The organism is Micromonospora sp. WMMD712 (assembly GCF_029581295.1).
Taxonomy (GTDB): domain Bacteria; phylum Actinomycetota; class Actinomycetes; order Mycobacteriales; family Micromonosporaceae; genus Micromonospora; species Micromonospora carbonacea.
Genome location: NZ_CP120743.1, coordinates 7,739,669 through 7,763,577 on the forward strand (window position 1 = coordinate 7,739,669; position 23,909 = coordinate 7,763,577).

Below are 23,909 nucleotides of genomic sequence, written 5' to 3' on the forward strand. Positions count from 1 at the left end.
ATCGTCATGACCGTCCCGCAGCGTGTCGCCGTCGTGACCGGCGGTTCCCAGGGCATCGGCCGGCAGGTGGCGCGCCGGCTGGCGGCGGACGGCTTCGCGGTGGTGGTCAACTTCGTCACCGGCAAGGTCGAGGCGGAGCAGGTGGTGGCGGCGATCGTCGCCGCCGGCGGCGACGCGGTGGCGGTGCGGGCCGACGTCGCCGACGAGCTGGCGGTGGCGGAGCTGTTCGACGTCGCCGAGCGGACGTACGGCGGGATCGACGTCGTCGTGCACTCGGCCGGGGTGGCGTCGCACGCCCCGGTGACCGAGCTGGATCTCGCGGAGCTGGACCGGGTGCACCGCGTCAACGTGCGCGGCACCTTCGTGGTCGACCAGCAGGCGGCGCGCCGGATCCGGCCCGGCGGCGCGCTGGTCAACATCTCCAGCACGACGCCCCGGTTGTCGCTGCCCGGCTACGCCGCGTACGCCGCCAGCAAGGCTGCGGTGGACGCGATCACGTTGATCCTGGCCCGGGAGCTCCGCGGGCGTGACGTCACGGTGAACGCGGTCGCGCCGGGCGCCACGGCCACGGCCCTGTTCCTGGCGGGCAAGGACGAACAGACGATCGCCGCGATGGCGGCCATGTCGCCGATGGGGCGGCTCGGCGAGCCGGCCGACACCGCCGAGGTGGTGGCGTTCCTGGCCGGCCCGGCCCGCTGGATCAACGGCCAGGTGCTGTACGTCAACGGGGGCGCGGCCTGACCGGCGGGGCGTGGCGCGAACCGCCCCGGGTCGCGTACCCCATTCCTTCCGACCGGACGGTAGCATTGTGGGGCTGTGCAGGGGATAGGAGGCCACCAATGGCGCGTGCCACGTCCAACCGGCCGGAGTCGACCCGTCGCCGGCAGCGGTGGCCCGACGGCTACGACCCGGAGAACACCCGCAAGTCGTTGATCGCCAGCGCGCTGGAGCTGTTCGAGAAGCGCGGCTTCGACCGCACGTCGGTGCAGGAGATCGCCGACCGGGCCAAGCTCACCAAGGGCGCCTTCTACCACCACTTCGAGAGCAAGGACGACCTGCTGCGCCACATCCAGGAGGAATACCTGGAGGCGCAGCTCGCCGCGATCGCGAAGATCGAGGCCGGCAGCGACGACCCGAAGGTGCGGGTGGCCGAGCTGATCCGGTTCAGCCTCACCAGCGTGGCCGAATACCGGGCGCACGTGACGATCTTCTACCAGGAGCGGCGCAACCTCACCGCCGACCTGTTCGCCGAGGTGACCCGCAAGCGGAGCCTGGTGGAGTCGGCCTTCGCCGGCATGATCGCCGACGGCGTCGCCCGGGGGGCGTTCCGCTCCGACGTCGACCCGCGCATCGCCACGTTCGGGCTGGTCGGGATGTGCGCCTGGGCGTACCAGTGGCTCAACGTCGGCGGCCCGCTCAGCGTCGAGGAGGTGGCGCGCCAGTTCAGCGCGATGGTGCTGGAGGGCCTCCACGCCTGACTGACGCCCGACCGGGTCGGTAGGGGCCGAGCGGGTCAGCCGCCGAGGAGCTGACGGGCCATCACGATGCGCTGCACCTGGTTGGTGCCCTCGTAGATCTGGGTGATCTTGGCGTCGCGCATCATCCGCTCCAGCGGGAAGTCCCGGGTGTAGCCGTAGCCGCCGAGCAACTGCACCGCGTCGGTGGTGACCCGCATGGCCACGTCGGAGGCGAAGCACTTCGCCGCCGCGCCGAAGTACGTCAGGTCGGCCTCGCCGCGCTCGGACCGGCCGGCGGCGGCGTACGTGAGCTGCCGGGCCGCCTCCAGCGTCATGCCCATGTCGGCCAGCATGAACTGGACGCCCTGGAAGTCGGCGACCGGCCGGCCGAACTGCCGGCGCTGGCGCACGTAGGCCAGCGCGTGGTCGAGCGCGCCCTGCGCGATGCCGAGGGCCTGGGCGGCGATGGTGACCCGGGTGTGGTCCAGCGTCCGCATCGCGGTGGCGAAGCCGGTGCCCGGCGCGCCGATGATCCGGTCGGCGGGGATGCGGCAGTCGTCGAAGTAGACCTCGCGGGTCGGCGACCCCTTGATGCCGAGCTTCCGCTCGGGCGCGCCGAAGCTGATCCCGGGGTCGGAGCGCTCCACCACGAACGCGGAGATGCCCCGGGAGCGGGCGGCCGGGTCGGTGACGGCGAACACCGTGTAGAACTCGCTCAGCCCGGCGTTGGTGATCCACCGCTTGACCCCGTTGAGCACCCAGGTGTCGCCGTCGCGCTCGGCGCGGGTGCGCATGCCCGCGGCGTCGCTGCCGGCCTCGGGCTCGGACAGGCAGTAGGAGAACATGGCCTCGCCCCGGGCCACCGGCGGGAGGTAGCGCTGCCTGAGGTGCTCGTCGGCGGCCAGCAGCAGCGGCATGGTGCCCAGCTTGTTGCCGGCCGGGACGAGGGAGGAACAGGCGCAGGCGCGCGCCACCTCCTCGATGACGATCGCGGTGGCGAGGGCGTCGGCCCCGGCGCCGCCGTACTCGGCGGGGACGTGCGGGGCGTGGAAGTCGGCGGCGCGCAGCGCCTCGTAGGAGGACTGCGGGAACTGCCCCGTCTCGTCGGCCTCGGCCGCGTGGGGCGCGACCTTCGCGTCGCACACCGCGCGGACGGCCGCCCGCACCGCCGCGTGCTCCTCGGGCAGCTGGTACGCCTCGAACACCACGAACCCCCTCGTCGGACACCCTGTCGGCGGAGGATACCATCCGGTCGGTATGAAGTGCGCCCCTTGAGTTGGCCCGCCGGGCGTGGTAGATACCTTCCAGTCGGTATGTAGGGGGTCGGGTGACACGCGCCGTACGGGCGGGGATGGACTTCATCTCCGCGCTCGACCGGGGGAGCCTCGGCGGCCTCGCGCGTAGCTGCGCCCCGGGCGCGACCTGGTGGGTCGACACCGGCCCGGACCGCCGTGGCGGCGACCCGCAGCTCTCTCCCCACGGCAGCGGTCGCTTCCCGCTGCACGGCGTCATGCGGATGGACGACAAGCTCGCGCTGATGCGCAGGCTCGGCCCCACCGCGTTCCCGGGCGGCTGCCGCCAGATCCCGCGCCGTGTCGTCGCCGGCCACGACACGTGCGTCATCGAGGTCGAGGGGTACGGCGAACACGCCAGCGGCATCGAGTACGCCAACCGCTACGGGTTCGTGTTCGACGTCGACCCCACGGGGGCCATCGTCTCGGTCCGCGAATACCTCGACACCATCCACGCCCAGCACGTCGTGGGCGGCGGCGCGCCCGTACCCCGCAGCAGCCTCGACGGACCGGCTGTGGCCGACGCCGCGGCCGACCCCGGCGACGCCCTGCCGACGGTGGCGACGGCCCTGGCGATGTGGCCGGCGCTGGCCCGGGGCGACCTCGACGCGTTCGGGGCCCTCTTCACCGCCGACGCCACCTGGTGGACCGACACCGGCCGCGACCGCCACCGTGGACGCCCGCACGGCCGGGGCGACCTCGACGCCAACGGCCCCTTCCACGGCACGGTCACCATGACCGAGAAGCTCACGGCCATGCGGGTGCGCCTCGCCGCCGGCGGCTACCGGTCGCCCGCCGTCACGGTGACCCCGCGCCGCTGGATCGCCGACGACACCCTGGTCGCCGTCGAAGCGGTAGGCGACGCCGTCCTCGCCGACGGGGCCCGTTACCAGAACCGCTACCTGTGGATCGTCGACGTCCGGGCCGACGGCATCGGCGAGGTCCGGGAGTACTGCGACACCCTGCACATCGCCGACCTGATGGGCTTCGACGCGGAGGTCGGCCGCCGCACGGGAGAGGAACCCGGATGAGCGCCAGAGTGATCACCGACATCGACGAGGTCCTCACGACCACCCGGGCCGTGCGCCACCGGATGGACTTCGACCGACCGGTCGGCCGCGCCGTCGTCGAGGAGTGCCTGCGCCTCGCGCAGCAGGCGCCGATGGGCTCCAACCTCGAGGACTGGCGCGCCGTCGCCGTCGACGACCCCGCCCTCAAACGGAAGCTGTCCGAGCTCTACACCGAGATCTGGCAGCAGACGGTCGAGCGACCCCTGGCCAGCGGCGAGGCGGCGACCACCACCCGCCTGTCGCCGACCGTCCGTGCCGACCCGGAGGCCCGGGCGCGACAGGCCCGGATCCTGCGTGCGGTGAAGCACCTCGTCTACCACCTCGACCGGGTGCCCGTCCTGGTCGTCCTGTGCAGCACCAAGCCGCTGCCGGAGCGGCCGGTCGGCGGCACCGCGTCCGGCTACTACGGGTCGATCTTCCCGTTCGCCTGGTCGTTCCAACTCGCGCTGCGCTCCCGGGGCCTGGGTTCGGTGATGGCCACCGCCCTGGCCCACAAGGCCAGCGGCGTCCAGGCGGTGCTCGGCCTGCCGGCCGAGTGGCGGCCGATCACCCTGCTCCCCGTCGCGTACACCCGGGGCCTCGACTTCCGGCCCGCCGCCCGCGCCGACCTGTCGGACGTGGCCTTCTGGAACGGGCCCGTCGAGCGGGCGGGCTCGGTGCCGGCATGAGGGCCGCCCACGTCGTCCAGCCCAGCGCCGACCACCCCGTCGACGCCCTGCGCGTCGGCGACCTCGCCGCGCCGCAGCCACCCCCCGGCTGGGTGGGCGTCGACGTCCGGGCCGGCGCGCTCAACATGCACGACATCTGGACGCTGCGCGGCGTCGCCGGCCGCCCCCACGGCGGGCCGCACGTCATCGGCAGCGACGCCGCCGGGGTGGCCGACGGCCGGGACGTCGTCGTCTACCCGGTGCTGCCCACCGCGCCCGACGGCCGCGCCGTCGCCCACGCGACCCTGCTGCCCGACGCCGGCCACGGCCTCCTCGCCGAACGCGCCGTCGTGCCGGCGGGCCACCTCGTGCCCAAGCCCGCCGCCCTGAGCTGGGCCGAGGCCGCCTGCCTGCCGACGGCCTGGCTGACCGCGTACCGGATGCTGTTCACCAAGGCCACGGTCGGGCCCGGACGGGTCGTGCTCGTGCAGGGCGCGGGCGGCGGCGTCGCGACCGCCGCCGTCGGCCTCGCCGTGGCGGCCGGCGCCACCGTCGTCGTCACCTCCCGCTCCCCGGCCAAGCGCGAGCGGGCGCTCGGCCTCGGCGCCGCCGTCGCCCTGGACGTCGGCGACCGCGTGCCGGAGCTCGCCGACGTCGTCGTCGAGACCGTCGGCCCCGCCACCTTCGCGCACTCGGTGCGCTCGACCCGGGCCGGCGGCGTCATCGTCGTGTGCGGCGGCACGAGCGGCTTCACCGCCCAGCTGGACCTGCCGCGCCTGTTCGCCCGGGAGATCACCGTGCACGGGTCGACCATGGGCACCCTCGACGAGTTCCGGGCCCTGGTCGACTACGTCGACACCCACCGCATCCGGCCCGCCGTCGACAGCGTCGTCGACCTCGCCGACGTCCGCGCCCAGGCCGCCCGGATGCTCGCCGGCGTCGCGTTCGGCAAGCTCTGCGTGAGCCTGGCATGACCGCCGTCGTCGTCACCCGGCGCGGGCCCGCCCTCTGGGCCCGCATCGACCGCCCGGGCGCGGGCAACGCGTGCGACAGCACGGTGCTCGCCGGCCTCGAACGGTGGGTCGCCGGCGCGGACGACCCCGGCGTACGGGCGCTCGTGCTCACCGGCACCGGCCGCAGCTTCTGCGCCGGCGCCGACCTCACCGAGGCCACCGGCCTGCTCGGCGACCTGCCCGCGCTGCTGGCCTTCCTCGACCGGGGCCGCTCACTCGTGCGCGCGATCCGGGCGGCCCGGGTGCCCACCGTCGCCGCGGTCAACGGGGCGGCCTTCGGCGGCGGGCTCGAACTGCTGCTGGCCTGCGACATCGCCGTCGCCGCCGGCAGCGCCCGCCTCGGCGACCGGCACCTCGCCGCCGGTCAGGTCCCCGGCTGGGGGTCCAGCGTCCTGCTGCCGCTCGCCGTCGGCCCGGCGCTGGCCCGCCGGCTGCTCGTCACGGGCGAGACGTGGTCGGCCGACGAGGCCGCCCGCCGGGGCCTGGTCAGCGAGGCCGTCGCCGACGCCGACCTCGTGCCGCACGTCGACGCGCTGGTGGCCACCGTCGCGGCCCGCGACGAGACGGCGGTCCGCCGGATGCTGGGCCTGGCCCGGCCCGCCGTCGCCGACGCGGCCTGGGAACGCGAGTGGGCGGCCCTCGCCGCGCACGTCGCGGACCAGGCGGCGGCCCGGCCCGGCCCGCCCGGGGCCCCGGCGTAGTCCACGACCCTGTCCCGCCGCCGCCCCTGTCCCGCCGCCGCCCTCGACCGACCCGCTGGAACGGAGCGAACCATGCGCACCGCGAAGAAGACGATCGTGCACACCCCGGGTGACCTGCTCGACCTGGTCGGCCAGGACCTCGGGGCCAGCGAGCCCCGGGTGGTGACCCAGGAGCAGATCGACCGGTTCGCCGACGTCACCGGCGACCACCAGTGGATCCACGTCGACGTCGAACGGGCGCGCTCGGGGCCGTTCGGCACGACGGTCGTGCACGGGTTCCTGACCCTGGCGCTCGTCCCGCTCCTGCTCGCGGACATCCTCGAGGTGCGCACGCACTCGATGGGGGTCAACTACGGCCTGGACCGGGTCCGCTTCGTCCGGCCGCTGCCGCCGGGCGTCGAGATCCAGGGCACGGCGACCCTCGTCTCGGCCCGGCCGATCCCGGCGGCGCAGGACGGCTCGCCCGGCGGCGTGCAGGCCAAGGCGGCGGTGGTCGTGGAGTTCGCCGACCGGTCGCAGCCCTGCTGCGTGGCGGAGATCCTGTTCCGCTACTACGGCTGAGCCCGCGCCCAGGGCCGGGCGTCGGGCCGGCGCGACCCGGCGGGTCGCGCCGGCCCGGGCACGCCGGTCGGTCGCGCCGGCGCGCTCACTGCGGCGCGGCGTCCGACGGGGCGACGAACCGGCCCCGGTAGAACGACAGCGCCGGCACGCCCGTCGGCTTCAGGTGCACGTGGTCGACGTCCAGCAGGACGATCACGTGGTCGCCGCTGGTGATGACCTCGTCGCGGCGGCCGGCGAGGATCGCCGGCGTGCCGGGCAGCAGCGGGACGGCGTCGGGGCCGGGCACCCAGGACACGCCGTCGAGCCGCTGCGCGCCGGACAGGCCGGAGGTGGCGAACCGCCGGGCGACGTCCTCCTGGTTCTGGCTGAGGATGTGGATCGCGATGCGGTCGGCCGCCATCAGGACCGGGAAGCTCGACGAGTGGCTGGTGACGCAGAACAGCACCTTCGGCGGCCGCAACGAGACCGAGGTGAACGAGTTGACGGTCAGCGCGGCGACCTCGCCCGCGCCGGTCACGGCGGTCACGGCGGTCACGCCGGTGGGGAAGTGCCCGCACACCTGGCGGAACTCGGCGGAGTCGAACAGGGGCTCGGCCATCATCGGGTCACCGCCGGGTCGCAGGAGTCGGGTACGGGGCGCAGCCCGCCTTCGAGCTGGATGAGGCACAGCGTGTGCCCGCCGGGGTCCTTGATCAGGTGCAGGCGTCCGTGCGGGCTGTCGACCGGCCCGACGGTCGGCGTGCCGCCCAGGGCGGCGACCCGGGCCAGCGCGTCGTCGAGGTCGGCGACGGCGAAGTAGGTGATCCACTTCGACGGGATGAGGTTGGGCCACTCGTTGTCCAGTTCGAGGACGCCGGCCACCGGGACGTCGCCGAGCATCAGCAGCGTGTACGGCCGGGCCGTCGGCGCGTCGCCGCGCTGGCGGGTGGTGTAGCCGAACAGGGCCCGGTAGTAGGCCACGGCCCGCGCGGGCTCGCCGGTGTCCAGCTCGTTCCAGCACAGCGCGCCGACCGAGTTGAGGGCCTGGACGCCGGCGCGCGACTCGCCCTGGTAGAGGCCGAAGGCCGCGCCGAAGGGGTCGACGACCGCCGCCCCGGTGCCGGCCGCGGGCAGGTAGCGCGGGGGCGTGACCAGCTCCCCGCCGAGCGCGACGGCCTGCCGCGCCGACGCCGCGACGTCGTCGACCGCGAAGTAGGTGAGCCAGCCCCGGGGGCGGCCCCCGTGCAGCGCGGCGGCGTCGGAGATGCCGGCGACGTCGCGCCCGTCGACGCCGCACATGCGGTAGGTGCCGACGCCCAGCCGCTCCGCGCGCACCGTCCAGCCGAGCAGGTCGCCGTAGAAGGCCTCGGCCCGCTCGGGGTCCGGGGTGCACAGCTCCACCCAGACGGCCTCGCCGGGCCGGAACGGCCGGCTCACCCGGACACCGCCCGCGCGGCGAGGCCGGCGACGATCGTGCGCGCCGAGACGTCGTACGCGTGGTCGGGGGCCCCGCTGGCGAGGCTCGACTCGACGACCTCGACCACCGCCCGCACGGTGCCCGGCGGCAGGGCGAGCAGCGAGTCGACGAGGTCGCCCACCTCGCGGTCGAGGTGGGCGTCGGGGACGACCCGGGCGACCAGGCCCCAGGCGTGCAGCTGGGCGGCGGTGGCGGTCGCCGCGCCGGTCAGCAGGTGGTAGGCGTGCGGCCGGGGCAGGGCCCGGGCGATCGTGTGGCCGACCCCGGCGGGCGCGAAGCCGAAGCGGGCCTCCGGCAGCGACAGCCGGGCGTCGGCGGCGGCGACGGGCAGGTGCACGGCGTCGAGCAGGCCCGCGCCGAACCCGATGACCCGGCCCCGGACGGCGGCGACGACGGGCACCGGGAGCCGCCGGATCTGCGCCAGCGCGGCGTCGCTGCCGCGCAGGCGGGCGGCGACCGTCTCGGGGGGCGCGCCGGCCAGCTCGGCGAAGGAAGAGGTGTCCCAGCCGCCGCAGAAGTGCCGCCCGGCCATGTCGAGGCGGATCACCACGCAGGTCTCGTCGGCGGCGGCGGTCGTCATGGTGTCGACGAGTTCGCGCAGCGCGGCGTCGTCGACGCAGTTGCCGCGGGCGGCGTTGTCGTAGCGGACGCACGCCACGCGGCCGTCGTGCCCATGGGTGAGGGTGATGGTCACCGCCGCATCATACATACCGGTCGGTATGAATACAACGCCCCTGGCGGGCGGCCCTTTGACACACGAACGTCATGGACGAGATACCCACTCGACCCGTTGACTTGATACCGGCTGGTCGGTACTTTGTGGCGAACGTCACCGCCGGCTCAGGCCGCGACCTGGCGGGTCCATCGCCTCTGAAGGACGCCCATGATGATCACGAAATTCCTGCGCTCCCGGCGGCCCCTCGCCGCGGCCGCCGCCCTTGCCATCGCGAGCGCCAGCCTCACCGCGTGCGGCGGGTCCGACTCCGATGACGCCCGGTCGTCCGGCTCGGCCACCGTCCGGGCGCTGCTCGCCGCCCAGCCGGCCACCCTCGACCCGATCGTCGGCGCGCGCTCCGCCCAGGTCGTCTGGGCGACGATGCTGGAGCCCCTGATCAACACCGACAAGGACCTCGCCCCGACCGACACCGGCCTGGTCACGAGCTGGACGCGCACCGACGCGACGACCTGGACCTTCAAGGTCCGGCCCGACATCGCCTTCAGCAACGGCGAGAAGGCCGACGCGGCGGCCGTGGCGAACACCATCACGCTCACCCGCGACGCCGCCGCCTCCCAGCTCAAGTCCTACTTCACCAACGTCACCGCGATCGAGGCGCCCGACGCCACCACGGTCGTGGTCAAGACGAAGACCCCGCAGTACAACATCCCCGACCTGCTCACCACGGTCTACCTGGTGCCGCCGAAGTACTACCAGGAGAAGGGGTCGGAGGGCTTCGCCGCCGCCCCCGTCGGCACCGGCCCGTACGTCTGGGGAGGCGCGAACGCCGGCCGCGACATCTCGGTCAAGAAGAACCCCGACTACTGGGGCACGAAGGCCGCCAACGACGGCATCACCTTCACCTGGGCCAACGAGGCCGCGCAGCGCCTCGCGCTGATCCAGAGCAAGAGCGTCGACATCTCCTTCGACCTGCCGCCCGCGCAGGCGAGCGCGGCCAAGAACGCCGGCGTCGACGTGGTCAGCACCGAGACCGCCATGAAGATCATCGCCTTCCTCGACTCGACGAAGGCACCCTTCGACGACCCGAAGCTGCGCGAGGCCGCCGCCCTGGCCATCGACCGCGACGCGATCGTCAAGGGCATCTTCGACGGCCAGGCCGTCGCCGACGCCGGGCTGCTCAACGTCAAGCCGGGCCAGCAGCCGGCGCGCAGCGTGACCGCCGACGCCGCCCGGGCCAAGGAACTCGTCGGCTCCGCCGCCCCGACCGTGCAGATCAGCTACCCGGCGGCCCAGTACACCAACATCGAGGAGGTCGCGCAGGCCGTCGGCGGCAGCCTCGAACAGTCCGGCTTCAAGGTGACCTACGTCCCGCTCGACTACGGCACGCTCGTCAAGCGGATCATCGGCCGTCAGGTCCCCGGCATCTCCATCTTCGCCGGGGTGCCCAACGTCGCCGTGCCGGACTACTTCGTCAGCGGCTTCATGAAGACGAAGTCGATCACCGGCAACTGCCCCGACCCGAAGATCGACGAGCTCGCCCAGCAGGCGCTGGAGCAGGACGGCGCCGAGCAGGCCGCCCCGATCTACGACCAGCTCAACACGATCGGCGTGGTGGACAAGCACTGCTACGTGCCGCTGTACCGGCAGGTGTTCAACTACGCGACCGCCCCCGGCGTCTCCGGCGTGGTGTTCGGCCCCCTGAACACCGTGGACTTCACGAAGACGACCCGCTGACGATGACCGAGGCAGTGCGCAAGGGGGTGTCGGGCGAGGCCGCCCGGCACCCCCGCACCCCGGAGCCGGAGACCCCGGTGCTGGTGGTCGACGACCTCGTCGTCGAGCACCGCGACCGCGGCACCGGCCAGGTCTTCCGCGCCGTCGACCACGTGTCGCTGCGCATCGACGCCGGCCAGAGCGTCGCCGTCGTCGGCGAGTCCGGCTCCGGCAAGACGACGCTCGCGATGGCCGCCACCGCGCTGGGGCCGCGCGGCGGGGGCGACATCCGGCTGCTCGGCCACTCCCTGTCGGAGATCAGCCGTGCGCGGCTGCGCCGGCTCCGGCCCGAGGTGCAGGTCGTCTTCCAGGACCCGCACGGCTCCCTCGACCCCCGCCAGTCCGTGCGGTCCGGGCTGCGGGAGCTGCGCGCCCTGCAACCCGAGCGCACCTCCTGGATCGGCGACGCCGAGCTGCTCGGCAGCGTCCGGCTCGCCCCCGAGCTGCTCGACCGCTACCCGCACCAGCTCTCCGGCGGCCAGGCCCAGCGGGTCTGCATCGCCCGGGCGCTGCTCATGCGCCCGCGCCTCATCGTCGCCGACGAGCCGACCTCCGGCCTCGACGTCTCCGTCCAGGCCGACGTGCTGGCCCTGCTCCGGCAGATCCGCGCCACCACCGGCGCGGCGCTGCTGATGATCAGCCACGACCTCGCCGTCGTCCGGTCGCTCTGCGACGTCGTGCACGTCATGTACCGCGGCCGGGTCGTCGAGTCGGGGCCCTGCGAGCAGGTCTTCGTCACCCCCGAGAACGACTACACCCGCGAGCTGCTCGCCGCCATGCCCGGAGCGCGCTGGAGGTCCCGCCGATGAAGGCCAGCACCGTCCGCCGGGTCGGCAGCCGGCTCGCGTCCCTGTTCGCGTCGCTGCTGATCGCCCTCAGCCTCGCGTTCCTGCTGGGCCGCCTCTCCGGCGACCCCACCGCGACCATCCTCGGGCCGATGGCGCCGCCGGAGCAGCGCGAGGCGCTGCGCCACGAGCTCGGCCTCGACCTGCCCCTGGTCGTGCAGTATCTCGACTACCTGCGGGGCATCCTCACCGGCGACCTCGGCCAGTCGCTCCAGTTCTACCAGTCCAACACGTCGATGATCGCCGACCGGCTGCCGTACACGCTGCAACTGGTCGCCGCCGGCATGGGCCTCGCCCTGCTCGTCGGCGTGCCCCTCGGCGTGCTCGCCGCGACCCGGGAGGGCACCTGGTGGGACCGGGCCGCCTCCACCGTCGCCCTGCTCGGGCAGTCCGTGCCCGTCTTCTGGTTCGGCATGATGCTCGTGGTGCTGTTCGCCGTGAAGCTCGGCTGGCTGCCCGCCGGGCAGTCGGGCACCCCGAAGCACCTGATCCTGCCCGCCCTCACCATGTCGGTCTACCCGATGGCGCACATCGCCCGGCTCACCCGCGCCTCGATGAGCGAGGCCCTCGCCGAGCCCTACATCGACTCCGCCCGCGCCCGGGGGCTCGGCAACCGCCGGGTGGTGTGGCGGCACGCGTTCGCCAACGCCATGATGCCGATCCTGACGATCGTCGTGCTCCAGACCGGCATCCTGCTCTCGGGCGCGGTCGCCGTCGAGTACGTCTACTCCTGGCCGGGCCTCGGGCAGCTCGCGCTCCAGGCCATCCAGTTCCGCGACTTCCCGCTCGTGCAGGCGATCGTCGTCTTCGGCGCGCTGGTCTTCGTCCTGCTCAACCTGGTCGTCGACGTCCTGCACTCGATCGTCGACCCGAGGGTGAGGTGACCGGCGTGAGCCAACTCGAACTCGACCCGACCGCCGCGGGGGCGCCGCCCCGGCGGACCGGCCGGCGCGCGCGTACCTCCGTGTTCTGGCTGTCCCTGCCGCTGGCGGTCGTCTCCGTCGGGGTGTTCGTGCTGCCGCTGACCGGGCTGCTCCCGGCGGCCGGTCAGGACCTGGCGGCGACCCGGCAGCCGCCGGCCTTCCTGCCCGGCGGCACCTGGGCGCACCCCCTGGGGACCGACAAGCTCGGCCAGGACGTGCTCACCCAGTTCGTCACGGCCGGCCGCCTGACGATCGTCATCGGCCTGGTCGGCGCGCTCGTCGCCATCGGCCCCGGCACGCTGCTCGGCGTGCTCGCCGGCTACTTCCGGGGCTGGGTCGACCGGGTCATCTCGGTGCTCATCGACGCCCAGCTCGCCCTGCCGTTCATCCTCGTCGCCCTCGCGATCATCGCGAACCGGGGCAGCTCGCTGCCGGTGCTGTTCCTCGTGCTGGCGCTCACCGGCTGGGCCGTCTGCGCCCGCGTCACCCGCTCGGCGACCATGGCGATCCGGGAGCGGCAGTTCGTGTTCGGCCTGCGCGCGGCCGGCGCGTCGGAACCCCGGATCGTCTTCCGGCACATCCTGCCCAACCTCGCCGGCACGACCGTCGCGCTCGGCACCCTCCAGGTCGGCACGGCCATCCTGGTCGAGAGCGCGCTGAGCTTCCTCGGCCTGGGCGTGGTGCCGCCGATGAACAGCTGGGGCTCGATGCTGGCGTCCGGCCAGGACGAGCTGGGCCAGGCGTGGTGGATCGCGTTCTTCCCCGGGCTCGCCATCACGCTGCTGGTGCTGCTGGTGAACCTGCTCGGCGACGCGCTGCTCACCCACCACGACCCCCGGAAGGCGCGCCGATGAGCGTCCTGCTGAAGGCCGACGGCCTCGCCGTCACCGCCCGGCTCTCCTCCGGCGACCTGCGCCTGCTCGACGACGTCGACCTGGAGATCCGCCGGGGCCAGATCGTCGGCGTCGTCGGGGAGTCCGGCAGCGGCAAGACCACCCTCGCCCGCTGCGTCGTCGGGCTGCTCGACCGCAACGTCCGCGTCGAACGCGGCTCCGTCGCGCTGGCCGGCGACGTGGTGGTGGCCCCCGGCGTCGACCGCACCGACCGGGTGCGCGGCAGCGCCGTCGGCATGGTCTTCCAGGACGCGTCGCGGTCGCTGAACCCGCTGATGCGGGTCCGCGCCCAGCTCGCCGAGGTGCTGCGCCGGCACGTCCGCGACATCACCCGGGCCGAGGTGCGCCGCCGCTCGCTGGAGGTGCTGGAGCAGATGCGCATCGCCGACCCGGCCCGCGTCCTCGACAGCTATCCCCACCAGCTCTCCGGCGGCCTGCGCCAGCGGGTCGCCATCGCGCTCGCCGTCGTCACCCGCCCCGCCCTGGTGATCGCCGACGAGTGCACCACCGCCCTCGACGTCACGACGCAGACCAAGGTCGTCGGCCTGTTCCGCACCCTCGTCGACGAGCTCGGCATCGGCCTGCTCTTCGTCACCCACGACCTCATGCTCGCCAGCGACCTCTGCGACCGGATCACCGTGATGAGCGGCGGGCGGGTCGTCGAGGCCGGCGACGCCGACAGCGTGCTGGACCGGCCGCAGCAGGAGTACACCCGACGGCTCCTCGCCGCCATCCCCTCCTGGACCTGAAGGAGAACCGCCACCCATGCCCGAGCAGCCCGGCATCGACGCCTACGCGGCCTACCTCCCGGCGTACGTGCTCGCCGACAACCGACTCGACGCGACGACGCCGCCCCGGCCCGGCGGCCCGGCCCGGGGCGTCGCCGCGTTCGACGAGGACACCGTCACGATGGCCGTCGAGGCGCTGCGCCACGTCGCCGCCGCCACCGGGCCCGGCCGGCAACTGCTGTTCGCCACCACCAACGCCCCGTACGAGGCGAAGACCTCCGCCGGGGTGGCGCACGAGGCCCTCGGTCTCGACCCGGGGATCGCCGCGGTCGACCTGCGTGGGCACCGCAGCGGCGCGACCGCCCTCGACCTCGTCGTCCGGGCCGGCGCGACCGCCGCCCTGGCCGACCTGCGCACCACCCGCCCCGGCGCGCCCGACGAGCTGGCCCAGGGCGACGCGGCCGTCGGCCTCGTCGGCGGCGGCCCGGCCGCCGCCGCGCTCCTGGCCCGCGCCGGGCGCACCGCCGAGGTCCTGGACCGCTGGCGGCTGCCCGGGGAGCGGCACGACCGGGTCTGGGACGAGCGGTTCACCGCCGAGGTCCTCGCCGCCGCCGGCCTCGACGCGGCCCGCCGCGCCCTGGCCGAGGCGTCCCTCGACGCCGTCGACACCGTCGTCGTCTCCTCGTCGAACCCGCGCGCGGCGGCGGCGCTGCGCCGGGCGCTGGGCGGCGACGGCCGGGACGCGACGACCGAGCGGGCCACCGGCTTCACCGGGGCCGCCCACCCGGGGCTGCTGCTCGCCGCCGCGCTCGACGAGGCCCGTCCCGGCCAGACGATCCTGCTGCTGTCGGCCACCGAGGGCGCCGACGCGTTCGTCCTCCGCGTCGGCGACGGGGTACGCGCGGCGCGCGGCGGCCCGTCCGTGCGCGACCAGCTCGCCGCGCGCCAGCCCCTCGGCTACGGCCGCTACCTGCGCTGGCGCGGGCTGCTCGACGTGCAGGGCCCGGCCCGGCCGGCGGCACCCGCCCCGGCGGCCCCGCCGATGCGCCGCCGCGCCGGCTGGAAGTACCGGCTGGAGGCCAGCCGGTGCGACGCCTGCGGCGCGGTCACCACGCCCCCCGGCCGGGCCTGCGCCGCCTGCGGCATCGCCGCGACGCCCGACGCCACCGGGAAGGTCTCGCTGCGCGAGCGCACCGCCCGGGTCGTGTCGGTGACCCGCGACCACCTGACCACCATGCCGGAGCCGGAGGTCGCGGTCGTCGTCGCCGACGTCGACGGCGGCGGCCGGCTCAGCGCCTACGCGACCGACGTCGCGCCCGCCGACGTCACCGTGGGCATGGCGATGACGCCGACCTTCCGGCGGCTGTGGACCACCGACGCGATCCACAACTACTTCTGGAAGCTCCGCCCGACGCCCCAGGACGCCCCGCCCGGAAAGGACACCACCGATGGCCAGTAGGCGCACGGTCAACGACGTCGCGATCGTCGCGATGGGCTGCACCCCGTTCCGCGACCACTGGCACGCCTCGGCCGACGACCTGCTCGTCGACGCCGTGCGGGAGTGCGTCGGGTCGACGCCCGCGCTCACCCTCGACGACGTCGACGCGTTCTGGGTCGGCACGCAGGGCTCGGGCCTGTCCGGGCAGACCCTCGCCCGGCCGCTGCGGCTGACCGGCAAGCCCGTCACCCGCGTCGAGAACTACTGCGCCACCGGCTCCGAGGCGTTCCGCAACGCCGCGTACGCCGTCGCGTCCGGCGCGTACGACGTGGTCATGGCGACCGGGGTGGAGAAGCTGAAGGACTCCTCCTACTCGGGGCTGTCCGCCGTCTACCCGCCCGCCGACGGCACCGACGTCGACTGGACCGCCCCCGGCGGGTTCTCCCTGCTCGTCCCCGCCTACCAGCGGGCGTACGGGGTGGACGCGCGCGGCATGCGCGACGCCCTGACCCGGGTCGCCGTGAAGAACCACGCCAACGGCGCGCGCAACGAGCGTGCCCAGTTCCGCAAGGCGGTGACCGCCGAGACGGTGGAGAACTCGCCGCGGGTCGCCGGGCCGCTGGGCGTCATGGACTGCTCGGGTGTCTCCGACGGGGCCGCCGCCGCGATCCTCGTGCGCGCCGAGGACGCCCACCGCTACACCGACCGGCCCGTCTACCTGCGGGGGATGGGCTTCGTCGCCGGGTCGGGGGCCGGGCTGGCCACCGACGGCTACGACTTCACCACCTTCCCGGAGGTGGTCGCGGCGGCCCGGCAGGCCTACGAGCAGGCCGGCGTCACGGACCCGGCCACGCAGATCTCCCTGGCCGAGGTGCACGACTGTTTCACACCGACGGAGGTGGTGCTCATGGAGGACCTCGGGTTCTCGGAACGCGGCAAGGGCTGGCGCGACATCCTCGACGGCCGCTACGACCTCGACGGGGCGCTGCCGGTCAACACCGACGGCGGCCTCAAGTCGTTCGGCCACCCGATCGGCGCGACCGGGCTGCGGATGATGTTCGAGTGCTTCACCCAGCTCCGCGGCGAGGCCGGCAGCCGGCAGGTGCCCGACGCCCGGCTGGCGGTCGCGCAGAACCTCGGCGGGCAGCCCGGCTCCTGCGTCGCGTTCGTGGCGGTCCTGGGGAACGAGCGATGAGCGCCCGGGTCACCCTCGACGGCCGGGTCGTCGTCGTCACCGGGGCCGGCAACGGCATCGGCCGGGCCCACGCCCTCAGCCTCGCCGAGCGGGGCGCGTCGGTCGTCGTCAACGACCTCGGCGGCGCGGTCGACGGGTCGGGCTCCTCCGGCGCGGCCGAGCAGGTCGTCGCCGAGATCCGCGCGGCCGGCGGCACCGCCGTCGCCTCGACCGACTCGGTGGCGACCGCCGAGGGCGGCGCGAACCTGGTGCGCCGCGCCGTCGACGCGTACGGCCGCCTCGACGCGGTCATCCACAACGCCGGCATCCTGCGGGACCGGACGCTGGCCAAGATGGGCGACGACGACGTCACCGCCGTGCTCGACGTGCACCTCGCCGGGGCGTTCCACGTGCTGCGCCCCGCCTGGCCGCACCTGGTCGAGCGCGGCTACGGCCGGATCGTGCTGACCAGCTCGTCGTCCGGGCTGTTCGGCAACTTCGGCCAGGCCAACTACGGCGCGGCGAAGGCCGGGCTGGTCGGCCTGATGAACGTCCTCGCGCTGGAGGGCGCCCGGCACGGCATCCTGGTCAACGCGATCGCGCCCACCGCGGCGACCCGGATGACCGAGAACCTCCTCGGCGACCTGGCCGACCGGTTCGACCCGCGGCACGTCGCGGCCGTGGCCACGTACCTCGCCTCCGAGCGGTGCCGGATCAACCGGCACATCCTCACCGTCGGCGGCGGCCGGGTCGGCCGGATCTTCCTGGGCGTCACCCCGGGCTGGTACGGCGGGCCCGAGCCGGCCACCCCCGACGACATCGACGGGTCCATCGACGACATCTGCCGGCTCGACGACTTCGTCGTGCCCGACAGCGGCGCCGACGAGGTCACGCTGATCCAGCGGGTCCTGGCCGGGCCGACCGGACCGGCCGCCTGAGCCGCGCGGACAACCCAGAAAGCGAGTCACCATGCCGGTCAGCGAAGTGCACCACGTGGCCATCACCGTCTCCGACGTCGACCGGGCCGCGGACTTCTACGAGCGGGCCCTCGGCTACCGCAGGACGCTGCGTACCGACGTCGGCGGCCCCGGGATCGAGGTGTCGCTGGGCCTGCCCGCCGGCACCACCGGGAAGGTCCAGTACCTCCAGGGGCCCAGCCGCGTCGGCCAGCTCGAACTCATCGAGTGGAACGGCGTCACCACCCGGACGGCGACCGGCGGCCACCTGGAGCTGGGGCCCTTCCTGCTCAGCTTCGAGGTGCCGCTCGACGAGATCCACGAGCTGCACCAGCGGCTGGTCGAGCTGGGCGCCGACTGCCTGACCGCCCCCAACCGGGTGCTGCTGGAGAACTACGGCCACATCACCGCGTTCGCGGCCCGCGACCTCGACGGCAACCTGCTGGAGTTCGTGTCGCTGCCGTCCCGGGAGGAGATCCTGGCCCGGCGGCGCGACGGCGGCGGCAACTGATGGCCGCCGGCAACGTCACCGAGCACCTGCGCCGGCAGGCGCTGCGCCGCGCCGACCGGGAGGCCCTCGTCGACGGCGACCGCCGCTGGACGTACGCCGCGCTCGACGCCGACGTCGACCGGCACGCCGCGGCGCTGCTGGCCGCCGGCATCACCGCCGACGACCTGGTCGGCGTGCTCGGCCGCAACACCGCCACCTACGTCATCGAGCTGCTCGCGCTCAGCCGAATCGGCGCGATCTCGGTGCCGCTGAACTGGCGGCTGCACGTCAACGAGCAGGCGTACGTCCTCGACCAGGCCGGCGTCACCGGCCTGCTCTACGACGACGACTTCGCCGACGACGCCGACCGGCTGGCGACCGCGGCCGGGCTGCGGACCCTGGTCGCCAACGGCGACCGGGTCGTCGGCGGCGCGCGGCGGCTGGCCGACCTGCTCGCCGGGCAGCCGGCCGGCGTGCGGGTCGCCGACGCCGAGAAGGGCCCCGCCGACGTGCACCGGCTGCTCTACACCTCGGGCACCACGGCCCGGCCCAAGGGGGTCGTGCACACCTACGGCAACCTCGCCGCGAACCACCTCGCGCAGGTCCTCGAACTGGAGCTGACCGCCGCCGACCGGATCCTGGTCTCCGCGCCGCTGTTCCACGTCAGCGGGCTGGAGGCGCCGGGGCTGGCGACGTTCGTGGCGGGCGCGACGATGGTGCTCACGCCGACGTTCAAGGCGGCGGACATCGCCCGCATCGCCGCCGAGGAACGCATCACCGGCATGGTGCTGGCCGCGCAGATCCTCTTCGGCGTGCTGGACCTGCCCGACCCGCCGGACCTCGCCGCGCTGCGCTACCTGCTCTTCGCCGGCGTCGCGCCGGGCGTGCGGCGGGAGGTGAAGCGCCGCCTGCCGCACGTGCGCCTCGTCGACACCTTCGGCATGACCGAGCTGTGCAACGGCGTCTGCTACATGGACGCCGCCCACGAGGAGGCGAAGCTGGGCGCGCTCGGCGCGCCGTTCCCCGGCGTGCACATCCGGATCGTCGACGAGCACTTCCGGCCCGTCGCCCCCGGCGTGCCGGGGGAGATCGTCGTGCGCGGCGAGAAGGTCTCGCCCGGCTACTGGAACGACGACGAGGCCAACCGGCGGACCCGCCGCGACGGCTGGTTCCTCACCGGCGACGTCGGACGGATCGACGCCGACGGCTACCTGTGGTTCGTCGACCGCCGCGCCGACCTGATCAAGTCCGGCGGGGAGAACATCGCCAGCGCCGAGATCGAACGGGTCCTCGCCCGGCACCCCGACGTCGCCGAGGTCGCCGTCGTGGGCGTGCCGGACCCGCAGTGGGACGAGGTGCCGAAGGCGTTCGTCGTGCTGCGCGACGGCGCGGCCACCGCCGCCGAGGAGCTGCGCGGGCACTGCCGGGCCGAACTGGCCCGGTACAAGGTGCCGAAGTACGTCGAGGTCGTCTCCGCGCTGCCGCGCAACGACTCCGGCAAGGTCCTCAAGACGCTGCTGCGCCAGGGCAGCACCGGCACGCCACCACCGGAGCGCAGCTCCCCGCGCCCGGCGGTGGCCGGGTGAGCACCGCGAACATCGCCGCGATGCTGGCCGGCAACGCCCGGCGCTTCGCCGACGCCGACGCGCTGGTCTTCGAGGGCCGCCGGTGGACCCACCGGCAGCTCGACGCCGACGTCAACGCCCTGGCCGCGGGCCTGTCGGCCGAGGGGGTACGCCGGGACAGCCGGGTGGCGATCGTGGCGAACAACGTGCCGGAGTTCCTCATCCTGTCCCTGGCGCTGGCGAAGCTCGGCGCGGTGTTCGTGCCGTTGAACTACCGGCTCACGCCGGGGGAGCTGGCCCGGCTGCTCGCGCACGCCCGGGTCCAGGCGGTCGCGACCGTCCCGGAGTTCGCCGCCCTGACCGAGGCCGCGCTGACCGAAGCCGCCCTGACCGGGGCCGCGCCGGCCGACGCCGCGCCGGCCGACGGCGGTTCCGGCCCGGCGGGCGTGCGCCGGTTCGCCCTCGAACCGATCGGCGACGGCTGGCTCGACCTGCGGGCGCTGATCGACGCCCACCGGGGGGTCCGGGTCGCCGACGCCGACCTCGACGACGCCGCCCTGCAACGGATCGTCTACACCTCCGGCACGACCAGCCTGCCCAAGGGCGTGCTGCTCACCCACGGCAACGTGAACATGAACATGCACGCGCAGATCGTGGAGCTGGGGCTGCGCCCCGGCGACCGGATCCTCAACTTCGCCCCGCTCTACCACGTCGGCGGCACCGACCTGCCCGGCTACGGCATCTGGCACGTCGGCGGCGCGATGGTGCTGCTGCGGCGCTTCGAGCCGGCGGCCGTGCTGCGGGCGATCGAGGCGGAACGGATCACCGGCATGGTGATGGCGGCGACGATGCTCGACATGCTGCGCCGCGCGACGGGCGTCGCGGCCGACCTGTCCTCGGTGCGCTGGGTGATCTACTCGCAGGTGACGTCGGCGCTGTTCGCCGTGGCGCGGGGGTTGTTCCCCCACGCGCGCCTGATCGAGGGCTACGGCCTCACCGAGACGTGCAGCGGGCTGACCTACCTCGACGCCGCGCACCAGGAGTCCAAGCAGGGCTCGGTGGGCCTGCCGGTGCCGTGGGTCCAGGTGCGGGTGGTCGACCCGGACGGCCGCGACGTGCCGGCCGGCGAGGACGGCGAGGTGGTCGCGCGGGGGCCGAAGGTGAGCCCCGGCTACCTCGACGACCCGGAGGCGACGCGGGCCGCGTTCCGCGACGGCTGGTTCCACACCGGCGACATCGGCTGCCTCGACGCCGACGGCTACCTCTACATCCGCGACCGGCTCAAGGACATGATCCGCAGCGGCGGGGAGAACATCGCCAGCGCCGAGATCGAGAACGTGCTCGCCGGGCACCCGCTCGTGCTCGCCGCGTCGGTGGTGGGCGCGCCGCACCCGGTGTGGGTGGAGGTGCCGGTGGCGTTCGTCGTCGGCCGGCCGGGGCTTCGGGCCGAGGACCTGATCGCGTACGCCCGGCGGCGGCTCGGCCGGTTCAAGGTGCCGAAGGAGGTCTTCCTGGTGGCGGAGCTGCCGACGAACCCGTCGGGGAAGGTGCTCAAGCGGACCCTGCGCGAGCTGCGCGCCGGGCTGCGGCCCGACTGGGCGTACGCCGAGCCCGGGCGCGGCTGACGCACCGGCCGCCGACGCCTACCGGGCGGCGCGGGTCACGTGCCGCAGCAGGGCGAGGGTGTGCATCAGGGAGAAGCGCCGGGTGCCCCGGCCGAGCTCGTCCCACGGCTTGCGCCACGGCATCCGGGGGGCCAGCCGCCACGCGTCGAGGCCGTCGCCGGCCAGGTCCCGGACCCGGTCGACCTCGCTGCGGTGGAAGGCCGCGAGCGCGTCGGCGCGCGCCGCCACGTCCCGGTAGGGGAACTGGTGGGCGGGGCAGGCGATGGTCGCGCCGAGGCCGCGGATGCGCGCCAGGGTGCCTAACAGGTCGCCGGCCGGGTCGTCGTCGGGCCGGCTCACGATCGCGAGCTGGGTCGGCCCCTCGGCCATCATCGTGTCGCCGGTGAAGACCAGGCCGCGGGTGTCGTGGAAGACCGTGTGCCCGTAGGTGTGCCCGGGGGCGGGCACGGCGCGGATGGTCACGTCGCCGAAGCGGAACTCGGTGTCGGCGTCGAGGGCGACGTCGAGCCGCAGCGTCTCGTGGTGCTCGGCGACCGCGACGGCGTCGGCGTACATGCCGTCGACGACGTCGGCCGGCGCGCCGGTGAGGTCGAGGGCGGCGCGGAGCTGGGCGAGGAAGGTGCCGCGCGTGCGGTGCGCGGTGGCGAAGTCGTCGGCGCGGCCCATGACGATCCGCGCCCCGGAGACCTCCCGCAGGCGGGCGGCGAAGCCGACGTGGTCGGGGTGGTTGTGGGTGAGGAGGACGGTCGTGATGGCCTCGACCCGGTGGCCGAGCGACTCGACCGACCGTTGGAACGACGCCCAGCAGGTCGGGTGGTCGTAGCCGGCGTCGACGAGGACCGGGCCGTCGCCGGTGTCGACCAGGTAGACGGTGACGTAGCGCAGGGCGCTGCCGTCCAGGGGGATCGGGACGCCCCAGACGCCGTCGACGACCTGGACGGGGTCCGGCACCTGGCGGGCGCGGTAGCTGGCGGCGTGTGCGTCGCTCACGGGTATGGACATCGTCGGACGGCTCCCTTACTGTGTGACAACAACATACCGGATGGTCGGAATTTAATTCAAGGAGTCCGATGAGCGAGGAACGGACGGGGTTTCGGCTGTGGGCCGTCGCCGAACCGGACCTGTGCGCGATCGTGACCGCCGACGATCGGCGGATCTCCTACGGCGAGCTGTTCGCCGAGGTGAACCGGATCTCGCACGGCCTGCGCACCCGGGCGGGCCTCCGGCCCGGCGACACGGTCGCGGCGGTCATGACGAACAGCGCCGGCATGGTGGCGCTCTATCTCGCGGCGATGCAGTCGGGGCTCTACCTCGTGACGCTCAACTACCACCTCACCGCGCCCGAGGTCGGCTACATCCTCGCCGACAGCGGCGCGAAGGTGGTCGTCGGCTCCGCCCGCGTCGAGGACGTGGTGGTCGCCGCCGCCGGGGCCGCCCCCGACATCGAGGTGTTCGTCGACGGCACGCCCCGCACGGACCGGGCCCGCCCGCTGTCGGCGCTCACCGCGGGCATGCCCGACACGAGCCCGCACGACACACCGGCCGGCTCCCTGATGATGTACACCTCGGGCACCACCGGCCGCCCGAAGGGCGTCAAGCGGCCGCTCAGCGGCGTCGACGCCGACACCGGCGCGCTGACGTACGTCTGGCTGTTCAAGGAGTTCGGGATGGAGCGCCCGGCGTTCGCGTCCTGGCTGGTGTCCGCGCCGATGTACCACTCGGCCAACATCACCCCGGCCATGGGCGCGCTGCACGCCGGCGGCACCCTGGTCCTGATGGACGGCTGGACGCCGGAGGGCTTCCTGCGGCGGGTCCACGAGCAGCGGGTCACCGGCACCAGCATGGTGCCGACCCACTTCTACCGGCTGCTGCAACTGCCCGCCGAGGTGCGCGACGCCTACGACGTCTCCTCGCTGCGCTACGTGCTGCACGGCGCGGCGCCCTGCCCCCGCGAGGTCAAACAGCGCATCCTCGACTGGTTCGGCCCCGTCGTCTACGAGTACTACGGCTCGACCGAGGTCGGCACGACCGTCGCGCGGCCCCACGAGTGGCTCGCCCACCCCGGCACGGTCGGCCGCCCGGCCTCGATCTCCACCCTGAAGATCCTCGACGAGCTGGGCAACGAGGTGCCGGTCGGGCAGACCGGCATCGTCTACATGCGCCAGGGCGACGACCGGGTCGAATACCACAACGACCCCGGCAAGACCGACGGCGCGCGCCGCGACGGCCTGATGACCGTCTGGGACGTCGGCCACGTCGACGCCGACGGCTTCCTCTACATCACCGGCCGCGCGGCCGAGCTGATCCTGGTCGGCGGCGTCAACGTCTACCCGGCCGAGATCGAGGCGGCGCTGCTGGAACACGACTGGGTCGTCGACGCCGGCGTGATCGGGGCGCCCGACGAGGAGTTCGGCGAGGTGCCGCAGGCGCACGTCGTGCTGGCCGACGCCGCGCCCGACGCCGACGCGGCCGTGGCGGCGCTGCGCGACCACCTCGCGCAGCGGTTGGCCAAGCCGAAGCGCCCGGTGTCGTACGTGGTGCGCGACGCGCTGCCGCGCGACCCGAACGGCAAGCTCTACAAGGCCCGGCTCACGCGCTCCGAGGAGCTCTCCGCGTGACCGGCATC

24 protein-coding genes are annotated in these 23,909 nt (G+C 74.3%); 19 read left to right on the forward strand and 5 right to left on the reverse strand.

Going from position 1 to position 23,909, the window contains the following annotated elements; genetic code table 11:
- Positions 1-6: 6 nt before the first annotated feature.
- Positions 7-741, forward strand: a complete 735-nt coding sequence (locus O7633_RS32710; RefSeq protein ID WP_278134224.1) for an SDR family oxidoreductase — start codon at positions 7-9, stop codon at positions 739-741.
- 98 nt (positions 742-839) lie between these two features.
- Positions 840-1,478 carry a TetR/AcrR family transcriptional regulator gene (locus O7633_RS32715; RefSeq protein ID WP_074478869.1) on the forward strand — a complete coding sequence of 213 codons (639 nt, stop codon included), beginning with the start codon at positions 840-842 and terminating at the stop codon, positions 1,476-1,478.
- 35 nt (positions 1,479-1,513) lie between these two features.
- Here the strand turns inward: O7633_RS32715 and O7633_RS32720 are convergent, their stop codons facing one another.
- Positions 1,514-2,662, reverse strand: a complete 1,149-nt coding sequence (locus O7633_RS32720; protein ID WP_282328697.1) for an acyl-CoA dehydrogenase family protein — start codon at positions 2,660-2,662, stop codon at positions 1,514-1,516.
- Between the two features lie 122 nt (positions 2,663-2,784).
- Between O7633_RS32720 and O7633_RS32725 the strand changes: the two genes are divergently transcribed.
- From O7633_RS32725 to O7633_RS32745, 5 genes are all read left to right on the forward strand, one after another.
- Positions 2,785-3,780: a nuclear transport factor 2 family protein gene (locus tag O7633_RS32725; RefSeq protein WP_282325174.1), complete on the forward strand. Its 996-nt coding sequence runs from the start codon at positions 2,785-2,787 to the stop codon at positions 3,778-3,780.
- Positions 3,777-4,487: a nitroreductase family protein gene (locus O7633_RS32730; RefSeq protein ID WP_282325175.1), complete on the forward strand. Its 711-nt coding sequence runs from the start codon at positions 3,777-3,779 to the stop codon at positions 4,485-4,487. Before O7633_RS32725 ends, O7633_RS32730 begins: the two co-directional genes overlap by 4 nt.
- Entirely contained in the window at positions 4,484-5,440 is a 957-nt protein-coding gene (locus O7633_RS32735; protein ID WP_282325176.1) for a zinc-binding dehydrogenase, read from the forward strand. The genes O7633_RS32730 and O7633_RS32735 overlap by 4 nt, the downstream gene beginning before the upstream one ends.
- Positions 5,437-6,180, forward strand: coding sequence for an enoyl-CoA hydratase/isomerase family protein (locus O7633_RS32740; RefSeq protein ID WP_282325177.1), 744 nt, complete (start codon positions 5,437-5,439; stop codon positions 6,178-6,180). The genes O7633_RS32735 and O7633_RS32740 overlap by 4 nt, the downstream gene beginning before the upstream one ends.
- A 72-nt stretch (positions 6,181-6,252) precedes the next feature.
- Positions 6,253-6,741, forward strand: a complete 489-nt coding sequence (locus O7633_RS32745) for a MaoC family dehydratase (protein WP_282325178.1) — start codon at positions 6,253-6,255, stop codon at positions 6,739-6,741.
- Positions 6,742-6,826: 85 nt separating this feature from the next.
- Here the strand turns inward: O7633_RS32745 and O7633_RS32750 are convergent, their stop codons facing one another.
- Genes O7633_RS32750 through O7633_RS32760 form a run of 3 tightly spaced genes read right to left on the reverse strand, consistent with a single transcriptional unit; the run spans position 6,827 to position 8,891 of the window.
- Entirely contained in the window at positions 6,827-7,342 is a 516-nt protein-coding gene (locus tag O7633_RS32750; protein ID WP_178064395.1) for a flavin reductase family protein, read from the reverse strand.
- The gene (locus tag O7633_RS32755) at positions 7,339-8,157 is read right to left on the reverse strand and encodes a VOC family protein (RefSeq protein WP_278134238.1); all 819 of its coding nucleotides are present in this window, start codon (positions 8,155-8,157) and stop codon (positions 7,339-7,341) included. The genes O7633_RS32750 and O7633_RS32755 overlap by 4 nt, the downstream gene beginning before the upstream one ends.
- Positions 8,154-8,891 carry an enoyl-CoA hydratase/isomerase family protein gene (locus O7633_RS32760; RefSeq protein WP_282325179.1) on the reverse strand — a complete coding sequence of 246 codons (738 nt, stop codon included), beginning with the start codon at positions 8,889-8,891 and terminating at the stop codon, positions 8,154-8,156. Before O7633_RS32760 ends, O7633_RS32755 begins: the two co-directional genes overlap by 4 nt.
- A gap of 192 nt (positions 8,892-9,083) precedes the next feature.
- On the opposite strand from O7633_RS32760, the gene O7633_RS32765 reads away from it, so the two are divergent.
- Genes O7633_RS32765 through O7633_RS32815 form a run of 11 tightly spaced genes read left to right on the forward strand, consistent with a single transcriptional unit; the run spans position 9,084 to position 21,283 of the window.
- On the forward strand, positions 9,084-10,607 hold the full coding sequence (locus O7633_RS32765; protein WP_282325181.1) for an ABC transporter substrate-binding protein: 1,524 nt from the start codon (positions 9,084-9,086) through the stop codon (positions 10,605-10,607).
- Positions 10,608-10,609: 2 nt separating this feature from the next.
- On the forward strand, positions 10,610-11,455 hold the full coding sequence (locus O7633_RS32770) for a dipeptide/oligopeptide/nickel ABC transporter ATP-binding protein (RefSeq protein ID WP_282325182.1): 846 nt from the start codon (positions 10,610-10,612) through the stop codon (positions 11,453-11,455).
- Entirely contained in the window at positions 11,452-12,375 is a 924-nt protein-coding gene (locus O7633_RS32775) for an ABC transporter permease (RefSeq protein ID WP_074478882.1), read from the forward strand. The genes O7633_RS32770 and O7633_RS32775 overlap by 4 nt, the downstream gene beginning before the upstream one ends.
- 5 nt (positions 12,376-12,380) lie before the next feature.
- The gene (locus O7633_RS32780) at positions 12,381-13,268 is read left to right on the forward strand and encodes an ABC transporter permease (protein ID WP_282325183.1); all 888 of its coding nucleotides are present in this window, start codon (positions 12,381-12,383) and stop codon (positions 13,266-13,268) included.
- Complete coding sequence (locus tag O7633_RS32785) at positions 13,265-14,056, forward strand: ABC transporter ATP-binding protein (RefSeq protein ID WP_282325184.1); 792 nt, start codon at positions 13,265-13,267, stop codon at positions 14,054-14,056. The genes O7633_RS32780 and O7633_RS32785 overlap by 4 nt, the downstream gene beginning before the upstream one ends.
- A 16-nt stretch (positions 14,057-14,072) precedes the next feature.
- On the forward strand, positions 14,073-15,494 hold the full coding sequence (locus O7633_RS32790; protein ID WP_282325185.1) for a zinc ribbon domain-containing protein: 1,422 nt from the start codon (positions 14,073-14,075) through the stop codon (positions 15,492-15,494).
- Positions 15,484-16,668 carry an acetyl-CoA acetyltransferase gene (locus tag O7633_RS32795; RefSeq protein ID WP_282325186.1) on the forward strand — a complete coding sequence of 395 codons (1,185 nt, stop codon included), beginning with the start codon at positions 15,484-15,486 and terminating at the stop codon, positions 16,666-16,668. Before O7633_RS32790 ends, O7633_RS32795 begins: the two co-directional genes overlap by 11 nt.
- Entirely contained in the window at positions 16,665-17,585 is a 921-nt protein-coding gene (locus O7633_RS32800; protein WP_282325187.1) for an SDR family NAD(P)-dependent oxidoreductase, read from the forward strand. Before O7633_RS32795 ends, O7633_RS32800 begins: the two co-directional genes overlap by 4 nt.
- Positions 17,586-17,616: 31 nt before the next feature.
- A complete protein-coding gene (locus tag O7633_RS32805; protein ID WP_282325188.1) occupies positions 17,617-18,114 on the forward strand; it encodes a VOC family protein in 498 nt (165 codons plus the stop codon).
- Entirely contained in the window at positions 18,114-19,679 is a 1,566-nt protein-coding gene (locus O7633_RS32810) for an AMP-binding protein (RefSeq protein WP_282325189.1), read from the forward strand. Before O7633_RS32805 ends, O7633_RS32810 begins: the two co-directional genes overlap by 1 nt.
- Positions 19,676-21,283: an AMP-binding protein gene (locus tag O7633_RS32815; RefSeq protein WP_282325190.1), complete on the forward strand. Its 1,608-nt coding sequence runs from the start codon at positions 19,676-19,678 to the stop codon at positions 21,281-21,283. Before O7633_RS32810 ends, O7633_RS32815 begins: the two co-directional genes overlap by 4 nt.
- Before the next feature lie 18 nt (positions 21,284-21,301).
- Here O7633_RS32815 and O7633_RS32820 read toward each other — a convergent pair whose 3' ends face one another.
- The gene (locus tag O7633_RS32820) at positions 21,302-22,273 is read right to left on the reverse strand and encodes an MBL fold metallo-hydrolase (protein WP_282325191.1); all 972 of its coding nucleotides are present in this window, start codon (positions 22,271-22,273) and stop codon (positions 21,302-21,304) included.
- 80 nt (positions 22,274-22,353) lie between these two features.
- On the opposite strand from O7633_RS32820, the gene O7633_RS32825 reads away from it, so the two are divergent.
- On the forward strand, positions 22,354-23,901 hold the full coding sequence (locus O7633_RS32825; RefSeq protein ID WP_282325192.1) for an AMP-binding protein: 1,548 nt from the start codon (positions 22,354-22,356) through the stop codon (positions 23,899-23,901).
- Positions 23,902-23,909 lie beyond the last annotated feature (8 nt).